This window comes from Nonomuraea sp. NPDC048882 (genome assembly GCF_040649755.1).
GTDB classification, from domain to species: domain Bacteria; phylum Actinomycetota; class Actinomycetes; order Streptosporangiales; family Streptosporangiaceae; genus Nonomuraea; species Nonomuraea maheshkhaliensis.
In genome coordinates this window covers 738,964-757,350 of the sequence record NZ_JBEZGB010000004.1, presented here as the reverse complement: position 1 = coordinate 757,350, position 18,387 = coordinate 738,964, and the positions used below count along the sequence as shown (strand labels likewise).

Below are 18,387 nucleotides of genomic sequence, written 5' to 3'. Positions count from 1 at the left end.
CGGCTCTCGCGACTTTGTAGTGGCTTTTGTCGGTTTTCAACTTGGATGGAAGGACAACGGGGGTTTCAGGTGTCGCAGGTGGAGAACGTCGTCGGAGACCGGGTGCTGATCGCCGTGCAGGCGGTCAACATCTCGCGGCTGTCGACCCATCCGGTGCCGACGGTCCCCGGCACGCTCATCGTGGTGGCGGGCGCGGGGCCGAAGGACTCCAACGGGGCGGGCAAGTCGTCGTTCATCGCCTCGATCACGGCGCTGCTGGGTGACGAGCAGTGGCGCTTCGCCTCCGGCGCCAAGGCGGTGTCGGAGCTGCTCTTCAACGCCGAGCTGGCCAGCGGCGCCGGGGCCCGGCAGTGGGCCAGCGCCGACCACGGATACATCGTGGGCGTCTTCGGGCCGCCCGGCATGGAGGGCTTCTGTGACGCGCCCCAGGAGGACGCCTCTCCCCCGAGCTCGGCTTCTTCCGCGGCCGGCAGCGGCTCGGATGCTTCCTCGGACGCGGGCGGCTCGGGCGATGGAGAGCTGTTCGAGGAGGCCGATTCGGGTGACGGAGAGCTGTTCGAGGTGCCCGACACCTCCGGCGGGGCCTTGACCGTCTGGCTGAAGGTCAACCAGGAGGCGCCGCACCTGGAGATCCGCTGGCGGGAGGGGGTGCACCTGGCGGCGTCGCCGTCCGAGGCCGAGCGGGTGGCGCGGGCCGACGAGATCTGGGCGTCACTGCCGAAGTCGGCCGGGCGGCGCGACGTCGTGGCCCGCGACCTGACCAAGGTGCTCTACGGCGACCGGGTCAGGTGCGTGTCGTTCCTGTCCACGTCCGTACGCAGCAAGGTCGCCACCAACCTGCTCTCCCAGCCGCTCAACGAGATCTCGCCCGAGCGCGTCTTCGAGGCCATCGCCGCCCTCACCGGCCTGGACGCCGAGCTGGAGCAGGAGCGTGAGGCCCGCCGCGACGAGCACGCCAAGCGGGTGCGGGCGGCGCAGGCGGCCGAGCGGCTGGCGGAGTTCGAGGCGGAGTCGAAGGCGCTGCTGTCCACGTTCGACCGCAGAGACCAGGCCAGGGTCCGGCTGGCAGACGCGCTGAGGTGCTGGCGCGGGCGGCAGGCACGCCGGCTGGCCGACGCGGCCGGCAAGGACGAGGCGCTGGCCGCCGACCTCGACCGGCACCGCGCGGCGGGTGAGGCGGCCGCCGAGTCGATCGCCATGGTCAAGGCCGAGATCGCCACCCTGCGCGAAGACACCCTCGACCGGCAGGTGTCGCAGGCCCGCAAGGAGCTGGCGGCGATGCAGGCGCGGGCGGCCAAGCTCGAAGCCGACCGCGCCGTGGCGGAAAACTCCGCCGACGAGCTGCGCGGGCTGATCCCGGCCCTGGAGGAGACGCGCCGCTTCGCCGACGGGCGTGATGTGCCGGCGGCCGAGCGGGAGCTGGGCGAGGTACGGCTGCGGCTCAACGAGGCGCTCAAGGCGCTCGGCGTGGCCGACCGTGAGGTGTCCTCGGCCCAGGCCGCGCTCGACGACGCCGAGGGCGGCCCGGCGGCGGCCCAGCTCAACGCGCTGGCGGCGGCCGGCATCGGCGCCACCGGCCTGCTCGACGCCCTCGACGTGGCCGAACAGGCCCGCGACGCCGCCCACACCCCGCAGGGAGCCGGCCTCACCGGTCGTGGCCTCGCCGGTAGTGGTGTGGGCGCCCTCGCAGATGGTGGCGCGGGCGCTGATGCCGGTGCCGGTACCGATGGCGATGCCGGCGGCGGTGCTGGTGCCGATGGCGGGGCCGGTGAGGGGCAGGCGCTCGGGGAGGCGCTCAAGGCGCGTTACGGCAAATCGCAGGGGCAGGCCGGGACCGGAACTGGGACCACGACCATGACCGGGGCGCTGGGCGAGTTGCGTGGCTGGCCCAACGAGCACGCCGTGATCGTGGACGCCGCCCAGCTCGACGCCGCCGCTGCCGCCCTGGCCGCGCTGCCCGGGTCCGTGCTGGTCAGCGCGGCCGGGGTGAGCGTCGTCGGGGCGTTCGACGGGGTCGCGACCGGGCGCGAGGCCCGGATCAAGGCGGCCGAGCAGCGGCTCAACCGGGCCAGAGACGTACAGGAGAGCGCCGCCCAGGCCGTGCACGACGGGGAGGAGTCGGTCGCGCGGGCGCAGCGGCGGCTGGAGGGCGCCAGAGCCGGGGTGCGGCTGGCCGAGCTGGAGGCGAAGCTCGCCGAGCGGCGGGCCAGGCTGGGCGAGCTCAACGCGGCCATCGAGGAGCTGGCGCCGAAGGTGGCCGAGTTCGAACGGCAGGCGGGCTCGCTCGACTTCCGCGCCCGTACCAGGGACATGGAGATCGAGCGGCTGGAGGGCCGCAGGCAGCGGCACGAGGCCGAGCGGGCGCAGGCGCGCGGGCTGGAGGCGAAGGTCGGCGCGGAGCGGGAGGCGCTCAAGCTGGCGGCGCTGGCCGCCGACTGGGGAGGCACGATCGAGACCGCCCGCGAGTGGCTGGCGGCGCTGCCCGAGGAGGAGCGGCCGCGTGCCGCCGAGGAGTGGTGGCGGGTCGCCGAACGCCACCTCGACCAGGCGTTGCGCGACACGTTCCCCGAGGAGGAGGCGGAGATCCCTGAGGAGCTGCGGTTCCTGCTGAGCGAGCGGGAGGGCAGCACGGCACGCGAGCAGGCGACGTTCGCGGGCGTGTGCGGGGCGCTGGCGTCCTATCTGCGGGGGCAGGAGGAGTACGAACGCCACCAGCGCCGCCAGATCGAGGCGCAGGTCGGCTCCCGCCAGCGCGACCTGGCGGCGGCGGCCAGGGGCGCGGAGGAGGCGGCCCAGTCGACCGCCGTGCACCGGGCGGCACTGACGGCGGCGATCAAGGCGCGGCTCACGCGGGTGGCCGAGGAGTTCGACAAGCTCGACACCTCCTACGGCGGCTACGGGGCGACCTTGGAGTTCCCGGTCCCGCCGGCTCCGGCCGATCCCGAGCAGCGCTGGCAGTGGCGGGTGACGCCGAAGTGGCGGCGGGGCGAGGGGCAGGGGTTCGTCCCGTACAACCGGCGGGCCAACACGGCGCTCATGGACGAGAAGGCCGTCAAACTGGTGTGCGCGGCGGCCATCGCCTCGTCCGGGGGCGGCCACCTGTGCCTCGTCCTCGACGAACTGGGCCGCAACCTGGGCAAGGAGCATCGGAGGGAGGCGGTGGCGCTGTTCAGGCGAATCGGCGAGACGTACGGGATCACGGTGATCGGGGCGCTGCAGGACGACATGGAGCCGTACGCGATCGACGCCTGCGGGCAGTACATCAAGTTGCGGCGCTCGTCGGACGCGATGCCGTACAACGAGCCCCCGGTGATCGTCGGCCACGACCACCACGCCGAACGCGTCCGGGCTCTCTCGTCATACGTGGACCGAAGCGCTCCCGCCCTGGCATAGCCACGCGTGTCGCCCCTGCCTCGGGTCACGAAGCGACCGAGGCAGGTCCCGTGCGCGGCGCTGCGGGAGCCCAGCGCTTCGGGACCGAGGCGCTTCAGGTGCCCGGCGCAGCGCTGCAGGGGCGCGGTGCTGCGGGCGTTTACTTGGTTGGGGGGCCGGTGTAGGAGGCGCGGAGGCGGAGGAGGGAGCCGCGGGTGTATTCCTCCATTGCGTGGGCCAGCCAGCCTGCCGCCCTGGCTACCGCGAAGATCGCCTCGCCTGCGCCGCTCACCATGCCGGCTACCGCGGTGAGGACGGCGAGGGCGAAGTCGATGTTGCGGTCCGGGAGGCGGCGGCGGCGCATCTCCGCCAGCAGGGCGTCACCGGCGGCGACGCGCCCATGATCGGGGGCAGCGGTTCTGACCAGGTCGAGCAGCAGAGCGCCGCGGGCGTCGCCGTTCTTGTAGACGCTGTGGCCGAAGCCGGGGATGCGTTCGCCGCGCCGTACCCGGTCGGTGACGGCGCGGGCGGCCAGGTGCGGTTCGGCGATCTCGGCCAGCAGGCGTTCGGCGCCGTACGACGCGCCCCCGTGCAGCGGGCCGCCCAGGACGCCGAGGCCGGTCAGCACCACGGCGTACGGGTCGGCCTTGGCGGAGGCGGCGACCCTGGCGGCGAGTGTGGAGGCGGCCAGTTCGTGGTCGGCTAGCAGGACCAGGGCGCCTTCGAGGGCGGTGAGCAGGGCGGGCGTGGCGGGTGACGGGCACAGGCGCGACCACAGGCGCTCGGCGATCGAGTCGCCGCTGGGCTCGCTGAGCTGGGGCAGCGCGTCCACCAGGCCGGCGATCATGCGGCGGCCGGTGGCGGCGACGGAGGCGGGGTCGAGTTGGTGGCGGAGGGAGTCGGACGCGCCGAGGACCGTGGTGATCACCTGGAGCCGGTCGAGCGGCAGAAGGTCGGCGGGCAGCCCGCCCTGAGCGGCGACGGCCGCCTCCAGCGCCTCGGGCTCACACCGCCACGCCTCGGATGACGGCCCACCTGATGAGACGACCGGGATGCCCGGATCGTCGGTGGAAGTGCCCGAGCCGCCGGTGGCGACGGCCGGGGCCGCCGGGGCCTTCGCGGTGGCTGAGATGTCCGGGACGGCGGTAGAAGCGTGCAGATCGTCCACGGGAGTCGCCCGGGTGGTGGGCCAGACGGTGCGGTCGCCGGTCCAGAGCCATTCCGCGACCGTCTCGAACGGGGCCGTTCCCGCCAGGCCGAGCACGTCGAGGCCACGATAGTAGGGCCGGTCGACCCCGAGTGCCGTGATGGCCGACTCGATGACCAGCTCCGGCTGCTGGTTGCGCGGGCGGCCGCGGCGGGCCAGGCGTTCGACCTCCTCGGCGGAGAAGAGGCTGCGCCGCCCGTCCTCGCCGTGCCGCCGCTGCAGCACACCCCTGCTCACGTACGCGTACAGCGTCGCGGTTTTGACGCCCAGCCGTTCCGACGCCGTGGCCGCGTCGATCCACTCCGCCACCCGACAGCCTCCATAGTTGACGAAAGTCAATATTGATCCATCTTGAACCGGCATGTCAACGTGGGGGCATGCCTAACGTTCACTTCCTCGATGTGACCAACCGGGACGGCGTGCAGACCGCGCGCACCGGGCTGTCGAAGTTCGGCAAGACCATGGTCAACTTCTATCTGGCCAAGCTCGGGGTCGCGCAGTCCGAGATCGGGTTCCCGTTCCTCTTCCACGAGGCGCCTTACGTCAGGGCGCAGGTGGCGCTGGCCGAGGCGGGTGTGTTCGGGGAGCTGCGGTTGTCGGGGTGGTGCCGTGGCGTGCCGCAGGATGTGGAGCAGGCGGCGCCGCTCGGGCTGAAGCACTACAACCTGTCCATCTCGACGTCCGACTACATGATCCAGAACAAGTTCCGCGGCCGGCTGGGCCGGGAGGAGATCATCAGAGAGATGACCGCCGCCGTCCGCGTGGCCAAGGACGCGGGGGCGCTGACGGTCGGGGTGAACGCCGAGGACGGTTCGCGGACCGACGACGGGTTCCTGCTGGAGTTCGCGCTGGCGGCGAAGGAGGCCGGCGCCGACCGCGTACGCTACTGCGACACCATCGGCGGCGACTCACCCGGCCGGATCCGTGAGCGCTTCGCCAGGCTGGCCTCGGGCGCGGCGATGCCGGTCGAGACGCACTGCCACAACGACCTGGGCATGGCGGTGGCCAACTCGGTGTCGGGCGCGCTCGGCGACCTCGACGCCGGGCAGGACGCGTGGATCAACACCTGCGTCAACGGCGTCGGCGAGCGCTCGGGCAACGCCGATCTGCTGTCCACCGTGCTGGCGTTCCGGCACGCGTTCGGCCTCGACGCGAAGATCGGCGATCCGCTGGATCTGTCGTGGGCGCGCCGGTTCGCGTTGTGGGCGAGCTACGCGCTGGGGCAGCCGCTGCCGTACAACCAGGTGGGGGTGGGGCGCAACGCGTTCGCGCACGAGTCGGGCATCCACGCCGACGGCGCGCTGAAGGATCACGGCAACTACGAGCTGTACGACGAGGCGTCGCTGGGCCCCTTCCCCGAGGACCGGCACGCGCGGGCGGGCCGGGTGGTGCTGACCGGCGAGTACGGCGGCAAGGCCGGCTTCCGGCACGTCATGGACGGGCTCGGCGCCGAGGTGGCCGATGAGGACCTGTCGTTCCGTCTGGTTCAGCTCTGTAATGCGATGACGGGGAGGCCGCTCACCGATGACGAACTTCGTCTGATCGCGGCCCACCCGCGCGAGTTGTCCCTGTTGTTCCCCGGCTACTGAGGCCCGGCGGCCGACGCGAATTGCCGCTGCTGTCACTCGGCCCTTGAGCCCTGTCAACGCGAAGTGCCGTGGCCGTTGAGCCCGGTCAGCGCGGGCTCAACGGCTGCCGGTCAGCGCAGGGTGCTGTCGCCGGTTTCGGGCAGGGCGAGCAGGCAGAGCAGGCTCAGCACGGCCATCGCGGCGACGTACCCGCCGACCGCCATCGCCCCCAGCCCGCCCGCCTGCATGCCGGTCGCGACCAGCGGCGGCACCGCGCCGCCGAGCACACCGCCGAGGCTGTAGGCGGTGGAGGCGCCGCTGTAGCGGTATTCGGTCCTGAACAATTCGGGCAGGTACGCGCCCATCGGCCCGAAGACCAGCCCCATGATCGCGAGCGCCCCGGCCAGCGCCAGCCCGACCAGGAACACCGAGCGCGTCTCCATCAGCGGGAACATCACCAGCCCCCACACCACGGCCGCGACCGTGCCCGTGATCAGCGTGCGGCGGCGGCCCACCCGGTCGGACACCACGGCCGAGACGACCGTGCCGGCCGCCATGAACACCACCCCGATCATGGTCAGCGCGAGCATCGTGGTCCTGGGGATCTGCAGCGTGCCGGTGCCGTAAGCGAGGCAGTAGGTGGTGGCGGTGTAGAAGAGCGTGTACGCGATCGTCATGGCGCCGGCGCCGAGCAGCACGCGCCGCCACTGGTGCCGCATGAGGCCGGCGAAGGGCACCTTGGCGATCCGGCGCTCGTCCATGGCCTGCTGGAAGACGGGCGTCTCGGAGATCTTCAGCCGTACGTACAGGCCGACGATCACCAGCAGCAGGCTCGCCACGAACGGCAGCCGCCAGCCCCAGCTGTCGAACTGCCCCTCGCTCAGCGTCTCCCCGAGGATGAGGAACAGCCCGTTCGCCACGATGAACCCGGCCGACGGGCCGAGCTGCGGGAACATCGCGTAGAGCCCGCGCTTGCCCGGCGGCGCGTGCTCGGTGGCCAGCAGCGCCGCGCCGCCCCACTCGCCGCCGAGGCCGATGCCCTGCGTGAAGCGCAGCAGCACCAGTAGCACGGGCGCGAGCACGCCGATCGAGGCGTAGCCGGGCAGCAGCCCGATCACCACCGTCGAGAGTCCCATCACCAGCAGCGACACGACCAGCATGGACTTGCGGCCGATCCGGTCGCCCCAGTGGCCGAACACGGCCGAGCCGAGCGGCCGCGAGATGAACGCCACCGCGAACGTCGAGAACGCCGCGAGGTTGCCCGCCACCTGGTCCATCTCGGGGAAGAAGGCGGTGTTGAGCACCAGGGCCGCGGCGGTGCCGTAAATGTAGAAATCATAGAATTCGATCGCGGTGCCGATCAGGCTGGCGGTCGCGATCCTCGACCGGCTCGGCGCCGACGTCTGGGGGGATGTCGTCATCGTGTCTCACCATGCGGACTAGCGTCTTGTGCAGTGACACGCGAACGCTATCACCTGCGCAATGTTACGTTTCAAGCACTGCTGACTCGGGGAAAGGAACACAGTTTGGCTGTCGAGCTGGTCATCTTCGACTGCGACGGGACACTGGTGGACAGCGAGCCGATCTCCGTACGCGTGGGCACCGCCGCACTGCGGCGCCTGGGCTGGACGATCGACGAGAACGAGTACGCCGAACGCTTCGTCGGCTGCACCAACGAGTACTGGCTTGAGCAGATCGGCCGGACCCCTCCCGGCTGGCGCGAGCAGCTCAACGCCGACTACGTGGCTGCCGTCAAGGCCGAGCTGCGCACGATCGAGGGCATCGAGGAGGCGCTCGACCGGCTCACCATCCCCTGCTGCGTGGCCTCCAACGGCCGCCACGCCACCATTCGCCGCAGCCTCGAACTGACCGGCCTGGCCGCCCGGTTCGCCGGGAACGTGTTCAGCGTCGAGGACGTGACTAGGGGCAAACCGGCGCCCGACCTGTTCCTGCACGCCGCGGCCGTGATGGGGGCCGAGCCCGAGCGGTGCGTGGTGGTGGAGGACAGCCCGTTCGGGGTGGCGGCGGCGATGAGCGCGGGCATGCGCTGCCTGGCCTTCGCCGGCGGCATCACGCCGGTGTCCCGGCTGGAGGGGCTGGGGGCGACCCTCTTCCACGAACCCGCCAAGCTCCCTGACCTGATCGCCGCCCTCGATTGACGCCACGCTCGCACTCAGGGCCCTCGCCCTGTCCGTCCCCGGCCGCCGGTGATCGCGGCCGGGGACACGCCGCTCCGGCGAAGCCGCGACCGTAGGTAAGGGGACGGCCTGTCAGTACGGCCGTGCGGGACGGCCTGTCACATGTCCTTACGGGTGTGGCCGTTCTCGTCGAGGTAGTCGCGCCACGACCGCTTCGGGGTCCAGCCCAGCAGCCTGTGGGCCTTGGCGCAGGAGATGCCCGACGCGTCCGGACGGGCCAGCGCCCGCAGCTCGATCCGGTCACCGTGATACCGCAGCAGCGAGGCCGCGAAGTCGTGCCCGCCCGCGTTGTCCGGCGAGGCGATGTAGAACACCTCGTGCCCGGGCAATTCGGACTCGGCGGCCAGCACGATCGCGTCCGCGAGGTCGTACACGTCGATGTAGCTCCACAGGCCCGCCCCCACCACGGAGGCGTCGCGCACCTGCGGCCCGAGGTTGCGCTCGTAGTTGCCCTCGTGCTGCACCCAGCTCGGCCGCAGCGAGATGCACCTGATGTCCGACCGGCGCACCGCCGCGTCCATGAGCTGCTCGCCGAAGTGCTTGGCCAGCGCGTACGGGTCCTGCGGCCGGATCGGGTGCTCCTCGTCCACCGGCGCGTAGTCGGGCAGGAACGGCCGCTCGGGGAAGAAGAACCCGGGCACGGTCTCGCTGGAGATGTTCACGAACCGCGGCACGCCGAACCGCACCGCCGCCTCGATCATGTTGAACGTGGACATCAGGTTGTTCTGGAACACCACCTGCGCCGGGTTGGAGGTGGGATCCGGGATCGCCGCCGCGTGCACGACCGCCTCGGCCCCGTGCGTCACGGCGAACGCCTGCCCGGCGTCGGTCAGGTCGGCCTGCACGTAGCGGGGGGTGCCCGGGTCGTGGCGTTCCCAGACCGGGCGGGTGAGGTCGGTGGCGGTCACCTCGTGACCCGCCTCGGCCAGGGCCTTGACGGCCGCTCTGCCCACCTTGCCGTGGGCTCCCGTGACGACGACGCGCATGATGACCGCTCCCTTGCTCTCTCGGCCGGTCCAGCGTAGTGCGCGCCCGGCACGAAGGTCATCTCCCCCGAACGGCCTCGTGGCGCGCTCCGCTGGAGCCCCTACGCGACCAGCGCAGGCACCGCCCCGAGAGCAGAGCCCTCAGCGCCATCTCACCCGGCCGCGTCCGAGGTGCGAAGGTCAGCTCAGGCCCACCGCCCGCAGCGTGGAGCCCGTGCGGGTCTTGGTGACCTTGAGTTGGGCGGGGATCCGGGAGCGTAGCTCGGCCACGTGGCTGACGATGCCCACCGCCCGCCCGCCGTCACGCAGCCCGTCGAGGATGTCGAGGACGCTGTCGAGCGTGTCCTCGTCGAGCGTGCCGAACCCCTCGTCCACGAACAGCGTGCCCAGCTCCGCACCGCCCGCCTCGGCCGTGACGACGTCGGCCAGCCCCAGCGCCAGGGCCAGGGAGGTGATGAAGCTCTCGCCGCCGGACAAAGTGGCAGGATCGCGGTCGACGCCGGTCCAGCCGTCGGCCACGCGCAGCCCCAGCCCGCCGCCGGCGCGGGTGCGGGAGCCGGCCGTCTTCCGCAGGTCGTGCCGCAGCAGGTAGCGGCCGCCCGACATGTGGTCGAGCCGCTCGTTCGCGGCGTCCACGACCTGGCGCAGCCGTTCGCCGAGCACGTAGGAGGACAGGCTCATGCTCCACTGGTTGTCGCCGGAGGTGCCGCTGGCCAGGGCCGCCATCCGCTCGGCCAGCCGGTGCCGCTCGGCCGCCGGGCGCCAGTGCTCGATGCGTTCGGACAGCTCGGCGTGCAGTTCCTCCAGCCGTCGCGCCCTGGCCCGCGCCCGGTCGAGTGCGCTCGACAGCCTGGTGTACGCCGCCTCCAGCTCGTCGCGCTCGGCCTCGATCGCGGCCAGGTCCGGCGCGGGCTCGGCCGCCGCCGCCACCAGCTCGGGATCGGCCAGCACGCCGCTCACGGCGGCATGCTCGTCGTCCAGCCGCCGCAGCAGCTCCGCCTTGCCCTCCCGCTCCGCCGGGCTCCGGTACGCGGCCTCCGCCTCCCCCACGTCCCCGAACCCCGCTTCGCGTGCCGCTTCCTCGGCCGCCCGCCGGGCCGCGTCGCGCTCGGCGCGGGCCGCCACCGCCGCCTGCGTGGCCTCCAGCGCCTCGCCCAGCAGCTCGGCCTCGTCGTTGAGCCGGGACAGGCGGGCGGAGAGGGTGGCGTCGCCGCCGCGCGCCGCGTCCAGCCGCGCGCTCAACCGACCGGCGTCGCCGCTCAGCTCCTCGTGCCTGGTACGGCATGCGGCCAGCCGCGCGGCCACCCGGCGCCCGCGTTCCTCCTGCTCCAACCGCTCACGGTTGAGCTTCTCCGCCTCCTGCGCCAGCGCGGCCTCCTGAGCCGCCGACATCTCCAGCCTGCGCAACTCCCGCTCGGCGGCAGCAAGCACCGCGACCCCGTCGGCCGCGTTGTCACCTGACGCGACTGACGCACCGGCCTCGAACGGCGCGGCCCCGGCGTCGCCTTGCCCGCCCGCCGCAGCGGCTGCGGCCCTCGCGACCATGGTGCCGTCTGACACGTCTGTCGCAGCGACGGCGGGTCTTTCCGTCGCAGTGTCGTTCACGCCACCGGCCGAGATCCGCTCGGATCCGGTGTCGCCGCCGGATGCGGTCTCCTGGGGCCGGATGTGTGACGAACCAGCGTTGGGCCAGGCGTTCGGCGGACCAGCGTCCGACCGCGTGTGCAGCGGACCAGCGTCCGCGCGGGTGTTCGGGGAAGCAGCGTTCGCGCCCGCCCCAGGTCCGATGTTCGCCGTGGTCTGGGCGAGTTGGGTCTGGACGCGGATCCGTTCGGCGGTCAGTTGTTTGCGGTGGGCGCGGTGGGCGGCGAGGGCTTCGGCGATCTCTCTGGCCTGGTCGCGGACGCGTTCGCGTTCGGTCTCGATGCGTTCGAGCGTAGCGGCCAGGGCGGGTTCGCGGTCGGCCACCGATCGCAGGCGGTCGAGCTCCTGCGTGGCCTGTTCCACCTGTTCGGCGGCCGTGTCGACGTCGAGGCCGGCGGTGGCCTCGACGGCGTCGGCGTGGCGGGACCCGATGGCGGCGAGGGTGCGCTCGGCCTCCTCCCGGTCGGCGAGAGCCGCCTCGTGGGCGGACTCGGCCTCGTGCTCGTCGTCGGCCGAAGGTGCGCTCTCGGCGGGCGAGGCCGGGTGGGGGTGGTGCTCAGAACCGCAGACCGCGCACGGCCGTCCGTCGGCCAGGTCGCGCGCCAGCTCGGCCGCCATGCCGTCGACGCGGGCCTGCCGCAGGTCGAGCCACCGTTCGCGCAGGGCTTGAGCCTGGTCGACGAGCACCTGATGCCTGGCGGCGGCGGCCTCCAGCTCGCCCGCCAGGGCTTCGCGGCGGTGGATGGCCTCCAGTGCCGCCCTGGCCGCGTCGAGCGCCGCGTTCGCCGCCGGTACGGCCGCCGCCTGCGCCCGTACGTCCGCCAGGGCCGCGTTCGCGTCGGCGAGCCGTTCGGGCAGCTCGGCCTCCGCGGCGGCCACCTCGGCCTCGCGCTGCGCCAGCGTGTCGAGCTCCGCCGCCAGTCTGGACAGCTCACGGTCGATCTCGATCAGATGGGCGGCGGCATCGCGTACGGCACGCGCGGCGGGCACTCTGGCGGCGTCGACCCGGGCCTCGGCGAGTCTGGCCTCCGCCCGTTCGATGAGCTCGGGGAGCCTGGCCAGCCGGGCTGCCACGTCCTCGTCGGCCCTGATCAGACCGGCCAGCTCTTCTTCCACGCGCAGCAGGTCGCGGCGGACCACCGACAGCCTGGCCTCTTCGGTGAGGAGCTCCTGGAGGCGGGCGATCTCGTCCTGCCGCCGCCGTTCCAGCGCCGCCAGCTCGGCCACGGACGGCGAACCCGCCGCCGCCTCAGCAACGTCCGGAGCGTCCGAGAGCGCCGAGGATTGGCCCTGCTGCGCGAGAGACTGGCCCCGGTGTGTGCCGGTATGACCCTGGTAGGAGGGGATCTGATCTGCGGCGGTATGGCCCTGGTAGGTGGGGGTCTGGCTCTGGTGCGCGATGGCTCCGGCGGCGGCGAGCAGGGGGCGGGCTCGGGCGAAGGCGTCGGCGGCCATCGTGCGGGCCTTGGTGGCGGCCTCGGCGCGCTGCCCGGCGACGGTGATGAGCGGGCGCACCCGATCCGCTCTGGCGGCGTCGTCAAGGATGGCTTGCAGGTCGGCGCGTTCGTCGGCGCGCTCGTCGAGGGTACGGCGCAGCGTGAGGGCCTCGGCGTGGCGGCGCTGCCGGTCGGCGAGTGCCGCGGCCTGGTCGAACCGCGTCCGCGCCGCTCGCACCGCGTGCCCGGCGGTGGCGAGCTCGCCATCGGCCCGCCTTACGACGGCTCGCGCGGCATCGTGCAGTGCCCCGGCCCAGCGCAGCGGATCGTCTTCCGGCGTCGGCACCTCTTCCCCGACCGGCTCCCCCTCGGCCTCTCCGGTCGACTCCCCCTCGGTCGCGTCTCGTTCGGTTTTGTCCCCCTTGGGCGTGTCTGGCTCGGCTCTGTCTCTCCCGGTCGTGTCCTTGGCGGCGGAATCGGACAGCGATGGGGAGGTGGGCCAGTCGAAGAGCGGGGTCTCGGACGCCACTTCACCGGGCGCGGGATCGGCCGACGCCGGGCCGGCGGACGTCGTCGCGCCCTCGGCCGCCACCGTGTCCACGGGCGCCGGCGCGGCAAGGGTGCGTGCGGCGAGCAGGGCGGGCAAATCGGCGCCGGCCACTTCCTCCACCCGCTTGACCGCGAAATCCACCTGCTGCCGCAGTTCCTGCGCCTCCCGCCAGGCCAGCTTGCGGTGGTCGGCCAGCCACGACTCGGCCGCCGTGAAGACCTTGACCGTGAACAGCCGTTCGAGCAGCTTCGACCGCTCGTCCCCGTCCGCCCGCAGGAACTTGGCGAAGTCGCCCTGCGGCAGCATCGCCACCTGGCAGAACTGCCCGGCGTTCATGCCCAGCAGCCCGCTCACCAGGTCGCCGGCCTCGTCGAGACGCGTGGTCAGGCCGTGCCAGTCGGCGCCCTGCCACTCCGACAGGACGACCTTGGACTTCTCCTCGGTGAACCCCGTGCCCCGCAGCTTGGGCCGCTGCCAAGCCGGGGAGCGCTGGATGCGCAGTAACCGGCCGCGGAGCGTCACCTCCAGTGTGACCGACGGCCCCACGGTGGGCGGGGCGTGGTCGCAGCGCAGGCTGCGGGCGCTGTTGCGCTGCCCGGGGACCTGGCCGTAGAGGGCGAAGCACAGCGCGTCGAGGATCGTGGTCTTGCCCGCGCCGGTGGGGCCGTGGACGAGGAAGAGGCCCGCCTCGGCCAGGGCGTCGAAGTCGACCGTCTCCGTGCCGGGGAACGACCCGAACGCCGTCAGCGTGAGCCTGTGCGGCCGCATCTACGCCATCGTCTCCTTCACCCTCGACGCCTCGATGGCCTGTCTTAGCAGCACTTCCTCCTCGGGTGCGGCAGGCTCGCCGCGCACCTCCCTGACGAAGTCGAGAGCGACCTCCGCCTCCGGCCGCCCGTTGAGGCGCACGGGCTGGGCGGCGGGCGCGCCGCCGGCCGGGTCGAAGGACAGGGCGAGGGTGTGGGGGAAGCGGGCGCGCAGCCGGTCCATCGCCGATTTCGGGCGTACGGGGTCGGTCAGGACGATCTGCAGCCAGTGATCCTCGTAGGCGGCGTAACGCGGAGCGCTCAGCAGGTCGTCGAGCTCGCCGCGCAGCCGCCCGACCGGCCGGGGCACGGGGGCGGGCACGAACGCGGTCTCCTCCCCCAGCGTGACCAGCCACGACCCCTTGACGTGGCCCACCTCGGAGAAGGAGTAGGCCAGCGGCGAGCCGGAGTAGCGGACGGTCTCCGACATGCGCTGGCGGCCGTGCAGATGGCCGAGCGCCACGTAGTCGACGCCGTCGAACGCGCTCAGCGGCACGTGGGCCACGCCGCCCACGCTGATGTCGCGTTCGCTGTCGCTGGCCTGCCCGCCGGTCACGAAGCAGTGGGACAGCACCACCGAGGCGCGGTGGCGTGGGGCGTCGGCCCTGATGCGCGTCATCGCGTGCGTGATGGCGGCGGTGTGGCTGCGGTCGGGCAGCTCCCAGTCGGCCCTGACCAGCTCGGGCTCCAGGTAGGGGATGCCGTAGAAGGCGACGTCGTCGACCAGCACCGGCTCCCACGACTGGCCTGGCCAGGTGCGCACGTGGACACCCGCGGACTCGAACAGCGCCGAGCCGAACCGCAGCCGCAGCGCCGAGTCGTGGTTGCCGCTGATCAGCACCACCCGCGCGCCGGCCGCGCGCAGCCGGCCGAGCGCCTCGTCGAGCAGGGCCACGGCGTCGACCGGGGGCAGCGCCCTGTCGTAGACGTCGCCGGCGATCGCCACCACGTCGACCCGCTCGGCCCGCACCGTCTCCACCAGGTGGTCGACGAACGCGGCCTGCCCGGAGAGCAGGCTCTCGCGGTGGAAGGAGCGCCCGAGGTGCCAGTCGGAGGTGTGCAGGATCCGCATGTCGCAGGAAGCTAACAGTTCTCACCGACAAATGCGGTCTCTCCTGTCCCACACGCCAGGAGTAGTCTGAAAGATCAGCGGAAACCGACGCAGTTGGGGAGGCCGATGCGCACTGGCCGTGGCACTTTAAGCATGGCCGCCGGCCTGGTGCTGGTGGCTCTCGCTTCGGTCGGATACGTGCTGCCGCCCGCGTTCGACCCGCCACCGCTCAAGACGGACGCGGCCTTCCGGTCCATCCCGGCGCAGCCGACCCACGAGCTGAAGCCCGTCGTGGCCGCCGATCCTATCCGCCGGGAGGCGATCTCGCTGCCGGCGGAGGGCCAGCGTCTCGACGGCACGTTGCGGGTGCCGCTCACTCCTGGCCGGCATCCGGCGATGGTGTTCGTCTCGGGGTCGGGCAACGGCTCGCGGGAGGAGTTCACGCCGCAGGCGGAGTTCCTGGCCAAGGCGGGCGTGGTGACGATCGCGTTCGACAAGCGCACGATCGGCTACAACTTCCGCGACCGCGACTTCGGGCTGCTCGCCGACGACGCGCTGCGGATGGTCGAGTTCCTGCGCACGCGGCCCGAGGTCGATCCGGCCCGCGTGGGCATCTGGGGCGTGTCGGAGGGCGGCTGGGTGGTGCCGATCGCGGCGGCCAAGAGCACCGCGGTGGGCTTCATGGTGCTGGTGTCCTCGCCCAACGTCTCGCCGCTGCGCCAGGTCGCCTGGGCACTGAACGAGCAGCTGCTGCGGCTGCGCGCCCCCATCGGCGCCCGCGACCTGCTGACCAGGGCGATGGGCGGGGTCGGCTTCGACTTCCTGCGCTACGACGCGGTGCCCGCGCTGAGCCAGGTCAAGCAGCCGGTCCTGGCCTTCTACGGCACCACCGACCCGTCGATCCCCTTCGTCGAGTCCACCCAGGCGCTCATCAAGGCGCTCCACATGGCCGGCAACGACGACTACACGATCCGCTTCATGGCCAAGGGCGACCACGCCATGCGGGTCAACGGCGGCGACTTCACCGCCGGCTACCTGGAGACGCTGGCCAACTGGATCAAGGGGCTGCCGGGCACGGCCAGGCCGGCGGTGCACATGGCGGGCGCGACGCCGGTCCAGCGGTTCGAGGCCAGCGACGTGCCGGCGGCCCCGTGGTACGCGGGCGGCACGATGCTCGGGCTGACGATCTGCCTGGCCGCCGTCGGCTACGTGGCGGGCCCGGTCGCGGCCATGCTCGTACGCCTGCGGCACCGCGACCAGACCCCCGTGGAGGCCAACGCCAGGCTGTGGCCGCCGATCAGGCGCCGGCTGAGCCGGATGGCGTGGACCGGGCTGGGCCTGCTGGCCTCGGTGGTGGCGTTCATCACGCTGCTGGTGCTGTTCTCGGTGAACCAGGCGGGCGCCTGGCCCGCCGTGCTGGCGGGCTGGCTGGTCGTCCGACTGCTGGCGGTGCTGATGCTGATCCAGGAGGTCACGGCGGTGGCGGCGTTCGTGTCGGCGCTGCGTGAGGGGCTGCGGCCCGGCCGCTGGCAGCACGTGACGGTCGCGGGCGTGCTGGGCGGCACGGGGCTGCTGCTGGTGGCCGCCGCCTACTACGGGCTGTTCTCGTTCCCCTGGTGAGCCTGGAGCCCCTGGGTGGCTCCCTGGTGGATGTAGGTGTTCATCCAGCGGTCGAGCTCGGCGAAGACCTGCTTGCGGGCCGGCTCGGCCGACAACACCAGGTCGTGCACACCGTCGGGGATGCGTACGCAGGTCACGTGGGGGCCGATCGCGGTGGACCAGCGGGCGATCTGCCGGGGGTCGAGCACGACGTCGGCCGAGCGCGCCTCCGGCACGAAGTCGCGTACGCGCAGGCCGGTGGCGGAGGCGAGGACGAGGACGGGCACGTCCACGGACAGGCCCGCGTGCAGCCGCCGCTGCGCCCGCCGGATGGCGGCCAGCCACATGGCGTGCACCGAGAAGCCGCCCAGCGGCTTGAGCTCCAGGTCGTAGTCCCATTCGCCCTGCTCGCTGCGGTGCAGTGTGCGGCCGTAGACGTTGCTTGAGCCGAGCGGCAGGGCCCTGCGCGTGTACGACAGCGGCGTCTTGAGCAGATCGGCGGCCAGCCGCAGCGGCGTGGAAACGTTGAGGTCGAAGAACGGGCTGTTGAGCGCGAGCCCCTGCACCAGGCCCCGGCCGCGGACCCTGTCGGCCCACAGGGGCGCGATCAGGCCGCCGGTGGAGTGGGCGTTGATCGTCAGCTCGTCGTGGTCGCGCCGGATGACGCGTACGGCCTCGTCGATCTCGGGGAAGTATTCCGTGACGCTCCTGACCAGGCCCCTGGTCTGGTGCGGCAGCAGCGATCGGCCGTATTTGCGCAGGTCGAGGGCGTAGAAGTCGATGCCGCGCTGGACGTAGTGCTCGGCCAGGTGGTCCTGGAAGAAGTAGTCGGTGAACCCATGAAGGTAGAGCACGGCCCGTCGGGAGGGGGTCTCGGCCCTCCTGGACACCAGCGTCGCCACGACCTCGCCCTCGAAGTCGTCGGGCATGGGCAGCACGGTGATCTCGTACATGCTAGACACGATAGGGATCGTCGAGCCATGAGGGGATACCGGGCGGCAGATCCTTGCTCACCTTCATCGGGAAGTCGGCCTGTCTCTTCTCCAGGAACGCCGTCACGCCCTCCGCCGCGTCGGGCGCGCCGCCGAGCTCGGCCATGAGGCGCGAGTCGGCCGCGTGCGCCTCCCAGGGCGAGGCGGCCGACAGGCCCGACCACATCAGCCTGCGGACGGCGGCCACGGAGACGGCCGAGGTGTTCTCGGCGATCTCTCGGGCCAGCGCGTACGCCGCCGGCAGCAGCTCATCGGCCGGATAGACACGCGAGACCAGTCGCCCTTCGAGCGCCTCCGAGGCGGGGAAGACGCGCCCGGTCGCGGCCCACTCCATGGCCTGGGCGATGCCGACGATCCTGGGCAGGAACCAGCTCGAGGCGGCCTCGGTGACGATGCCCCGCCGCGCGAACACGAACCCGAACCGGGCCGTCTCCGAGGCGAGCCGCACGTCCATGGGCAGCGTCATCGTGACGCCGACGCCCACGGCGGGCCCGTTGATCGCGCCGATGACGGGCTTGAGCGAGCGGGCGATCCGCAGCGCGACGGTGCCACCGCCGTCGCGCGGCACGCCGTCGACGGTCTCGCTTTCCACGGTCTCGCGGTCCACCGTCTCACCGCGCGCGCTCTCACCCACCGCGCTCTCCACCGTGCCCTCACCGCCCGCGGCCTCACCCTTCGAGGCCCTGTCGCGGGCCCTGTCGCGGGTCCTGTCGCGGGTCCTGTCGCGTCGGGCGAACGTGCCTCCGCCGCCGCCCAGGTCGGCCCCGGCGCAGAACGCCCGCCCCGCCCCGGTGACCACCACCGCGCGGACGTCGTCGTCGGCGTCGGCCAGGTCGAAGGCTTCGATCAACTCTCCGCGCATCGTAAAGGTGAAGGCGTTCAGCCGCTCGGGACGCTTCAATGTGACGGTGGCGACCTGATCGGTCACTTCGTACGCGATCTCAGAGAAGGCCATGCCCCGAATCTTATTCGGTTACT

11 protein-coding genes are annotated in these 18,387 nt (G+C 72.5%); 4 read left to right on the top strand and 7 right to left on the bottom strand.

Features of this window, described 5'->3' with window-relative positions; all coding sequences use genetic code 11:
• Positions 1–78 precede the first annotated feature (78 nt).
• Entirely contained in the window at positions 79–3,393 is a 3,315-nt protein-coding gene (locus AB0C27_RS17740) for a chromosome partitioning protein ParA (RefSeq protein ID WP_357844831.1), read from the top strand.
• Positions 3,394–3,532: 139 nt separating this feature from the next.
• On the opposite strand, the gene AB0C27_RS17735 is transcribed toward AB0C27_RS17740, so the two are convergent.
• The gene (locus tag AB0C27_RS17735) at positions 3,533–4,888 is read right to left on the bottom strand and encodes a citrate synthase (protein ID WP_357844828.1); all 1,356 of its coding nucleotides are present in this window, start codon (positions 4,886–4,888) and stop codon (positions 3,533–3,535) included.
• 68 nt (positions 4,889–4,956) lie between these two features.
• On the opposite strand from AB0C27_RS17735, the gene AB0C27_RS17730 reads away from it, so the two are divergent.
• Complete coding sequence (locus AB0C27_RS17730; RefSeq protein WP_357844825.1) at positions 4,957–6,168, top strand: hypothetical protein; 1,212 nt, start codon at positions 4,957–4,959, stop codon at positions 6,166–6,168.
• A gap of 110 nt (positions 6,169–6,278) precedes the next feature.
• On the opposite strand, the gene AB0C27_RS17725 is transcribed toward AB0C27_RS17730, so the two are convergent.
• Positions 6,279–7,568 (bottom strand): MFS transporter, encoded by a 1,290-nt coding sequence (locus AB0C27_RS17725; protein WP_357844822.1) that lies wholly within the window; start codon positions 7,566–7,568, stop codon positions 6,279–6,281.
• 105 nt (positions 7,569–7,673) lie between these two features.
• Between AB0C27_RS17725 and AB0C27_RS17720 the strand changes: the two genes are divergently transcribed.
• Complete coding sequence (locus AB0C27_RS17720; RefSeq protein WP_357844819.1) at positions 7,674–8,306, top strand: HAD family hydrolase; 633 nt, start codon at positions 7,674–7,676, stop codon at positions 8,304–8,306.
• 137 nt (positions 8,307–8,443) lie between these two features.
• On the opposite strand, the gene AB0C27_RS17715 is transcribed toward AB0C27_RS17720, so the two are convergent.
• The 3 genes from AB0C27_RS17715 to AB0C27_RS17705 form a co-directional block, all read right to left on the bottom strand.
• Positions 8,444–9,331, bottom strand: coding sequence for an NAD(P)-dependent oxidoreductase (locus AB0C27_RS17715; RefSeq protein WP_357844816.1), 888 nt, complete (start codon positions 9,329–9,331; stop codon positions 8,444–8,446).
• A 180-nt stretch (positions 9,332–9,511) separates the two neighbouring features.
• Positions 9,512–13,729, bottom strand: coding sequence for an AAA family ATPase (locus AB0C27_RS17710; protein ID WP_357844813.1), 4,218 nt, complete (start codon positions 13,727–13,729; stop codon positions 9,512–9,514).
• Positions 13,730–14,839, bottom strand: coding sequence for an exonuclease SbcCD subunit D (locus AB0C27_RS17705; RefSeq protein WP_357844810.1), 1,110 nt, complete (start codon positions 14,837–14,839; stop codon positions 13,730–13,732).
• Positions 14,840–14,944: 105 nt separating this feature from the next.
• On the opposite strand from AB0C27_RS17705, the gene AB0C27_RS17700 reads away from it, so the two are divergent.
• A complete protein-coding gene (locus tag AB0C27_RS17700) occupies positions 14,945–16,438 on the top strand; it encodes a prolyl oligopeptidase family serine peptidase (protein WP_357844807.1) in 1,494 nt (497 codons plus the stop codon).
• Here the strand turns inward: AB0C27_RS17700 and AB0C27_RS17695 are convergent.
• Positions 16,411–17,370 carry an alpha/beta hydrolase gene (locus AB0C27_RS17695; RefSeq protein WP_357844804.1) on the bottom strand — a complete coding sequence of 320 codons (960 nt, stop codon included), beginning with the start codon at positions 17,368–17,370 and terminating at the stop codon, positions 16,411–16,413. The genes AB0C27_RS17700 and AB0C27_RS17695 overlap by 28 nt on opposite strands.
• A gap of 1 nt (position 17,371) precedes the next feature.
• Entirely contained in the window at positions 17,372–18,364 is a 993-nt protein-coding gene (locus AB0C27_RS17690; protein WP_357844801.1) for an enoyl-CoA hydratase-related protein, read from the bottom strand.
• Positions 18,365–18,387: the final 23 nt, after the last annotated feature.

Bases quoted from the DNA above. Each gene is read 5' to 3' on its own strand.
- AB0C27_RS17730 (WP_357844825.1), top strand. From the start codon at position 4,957: ATGCCTAACGTTCACTTCCTCGATGTGACCAACCGGGACGGCGTGCAG.
- AB0C27_RS17725 (WP_357844822.1), bottom strand. From the start codon at position 7,568: ATGACGACATCCCCCCAGACGTCGGCGCCGAGCCGGTCGAGGATCGCG.
- AB0C27_RS17715 (WP_357844816.1), bottom strand. From the start codon at position 9,331: ATGCGCGTCGTCGTCACGGGAGCCCACGGCAAGGTGGGCAGAGCGGCC.
- AB0C27_RS17710 (WP_357844813.1), bottom strand. From the start codon at position 13,729: ATGCGGCCGCACAGGCTCACGCTGACGGCGTTCGGGTCGTTCCCCGGC.
- AB0C27_RS17705 (WP_357844810.1), bottom strand. From the start codon at position 14,839: ATGCGGATCCTGCACACCTCCGACTGGCACCTCGGGCGCTCCTTCCAC.
- AB0C27_RS17700 (WP_357844807.1), top strand. From the start codon at position 14,945: ATGCGCACTGGCCGTGGCACTTTAAGCATGGCCGCCGGCCTGGTGCTG.
- AB0C27_RS17695 (WP_357844804.1), bottom strand. From the start codon at position 17,370: ATGTACGAGATCACCGTGCTGCCCATGCCCGACGACTTCGAGGGCGAG.
- AB0C27_RS17690 (WP_357844801.1), bottom strand. From the start codon at position 18,364: ATGGCCTTCTCTGAGATCGCGTACGAAGTGACCGATCAGGTCGCCACC.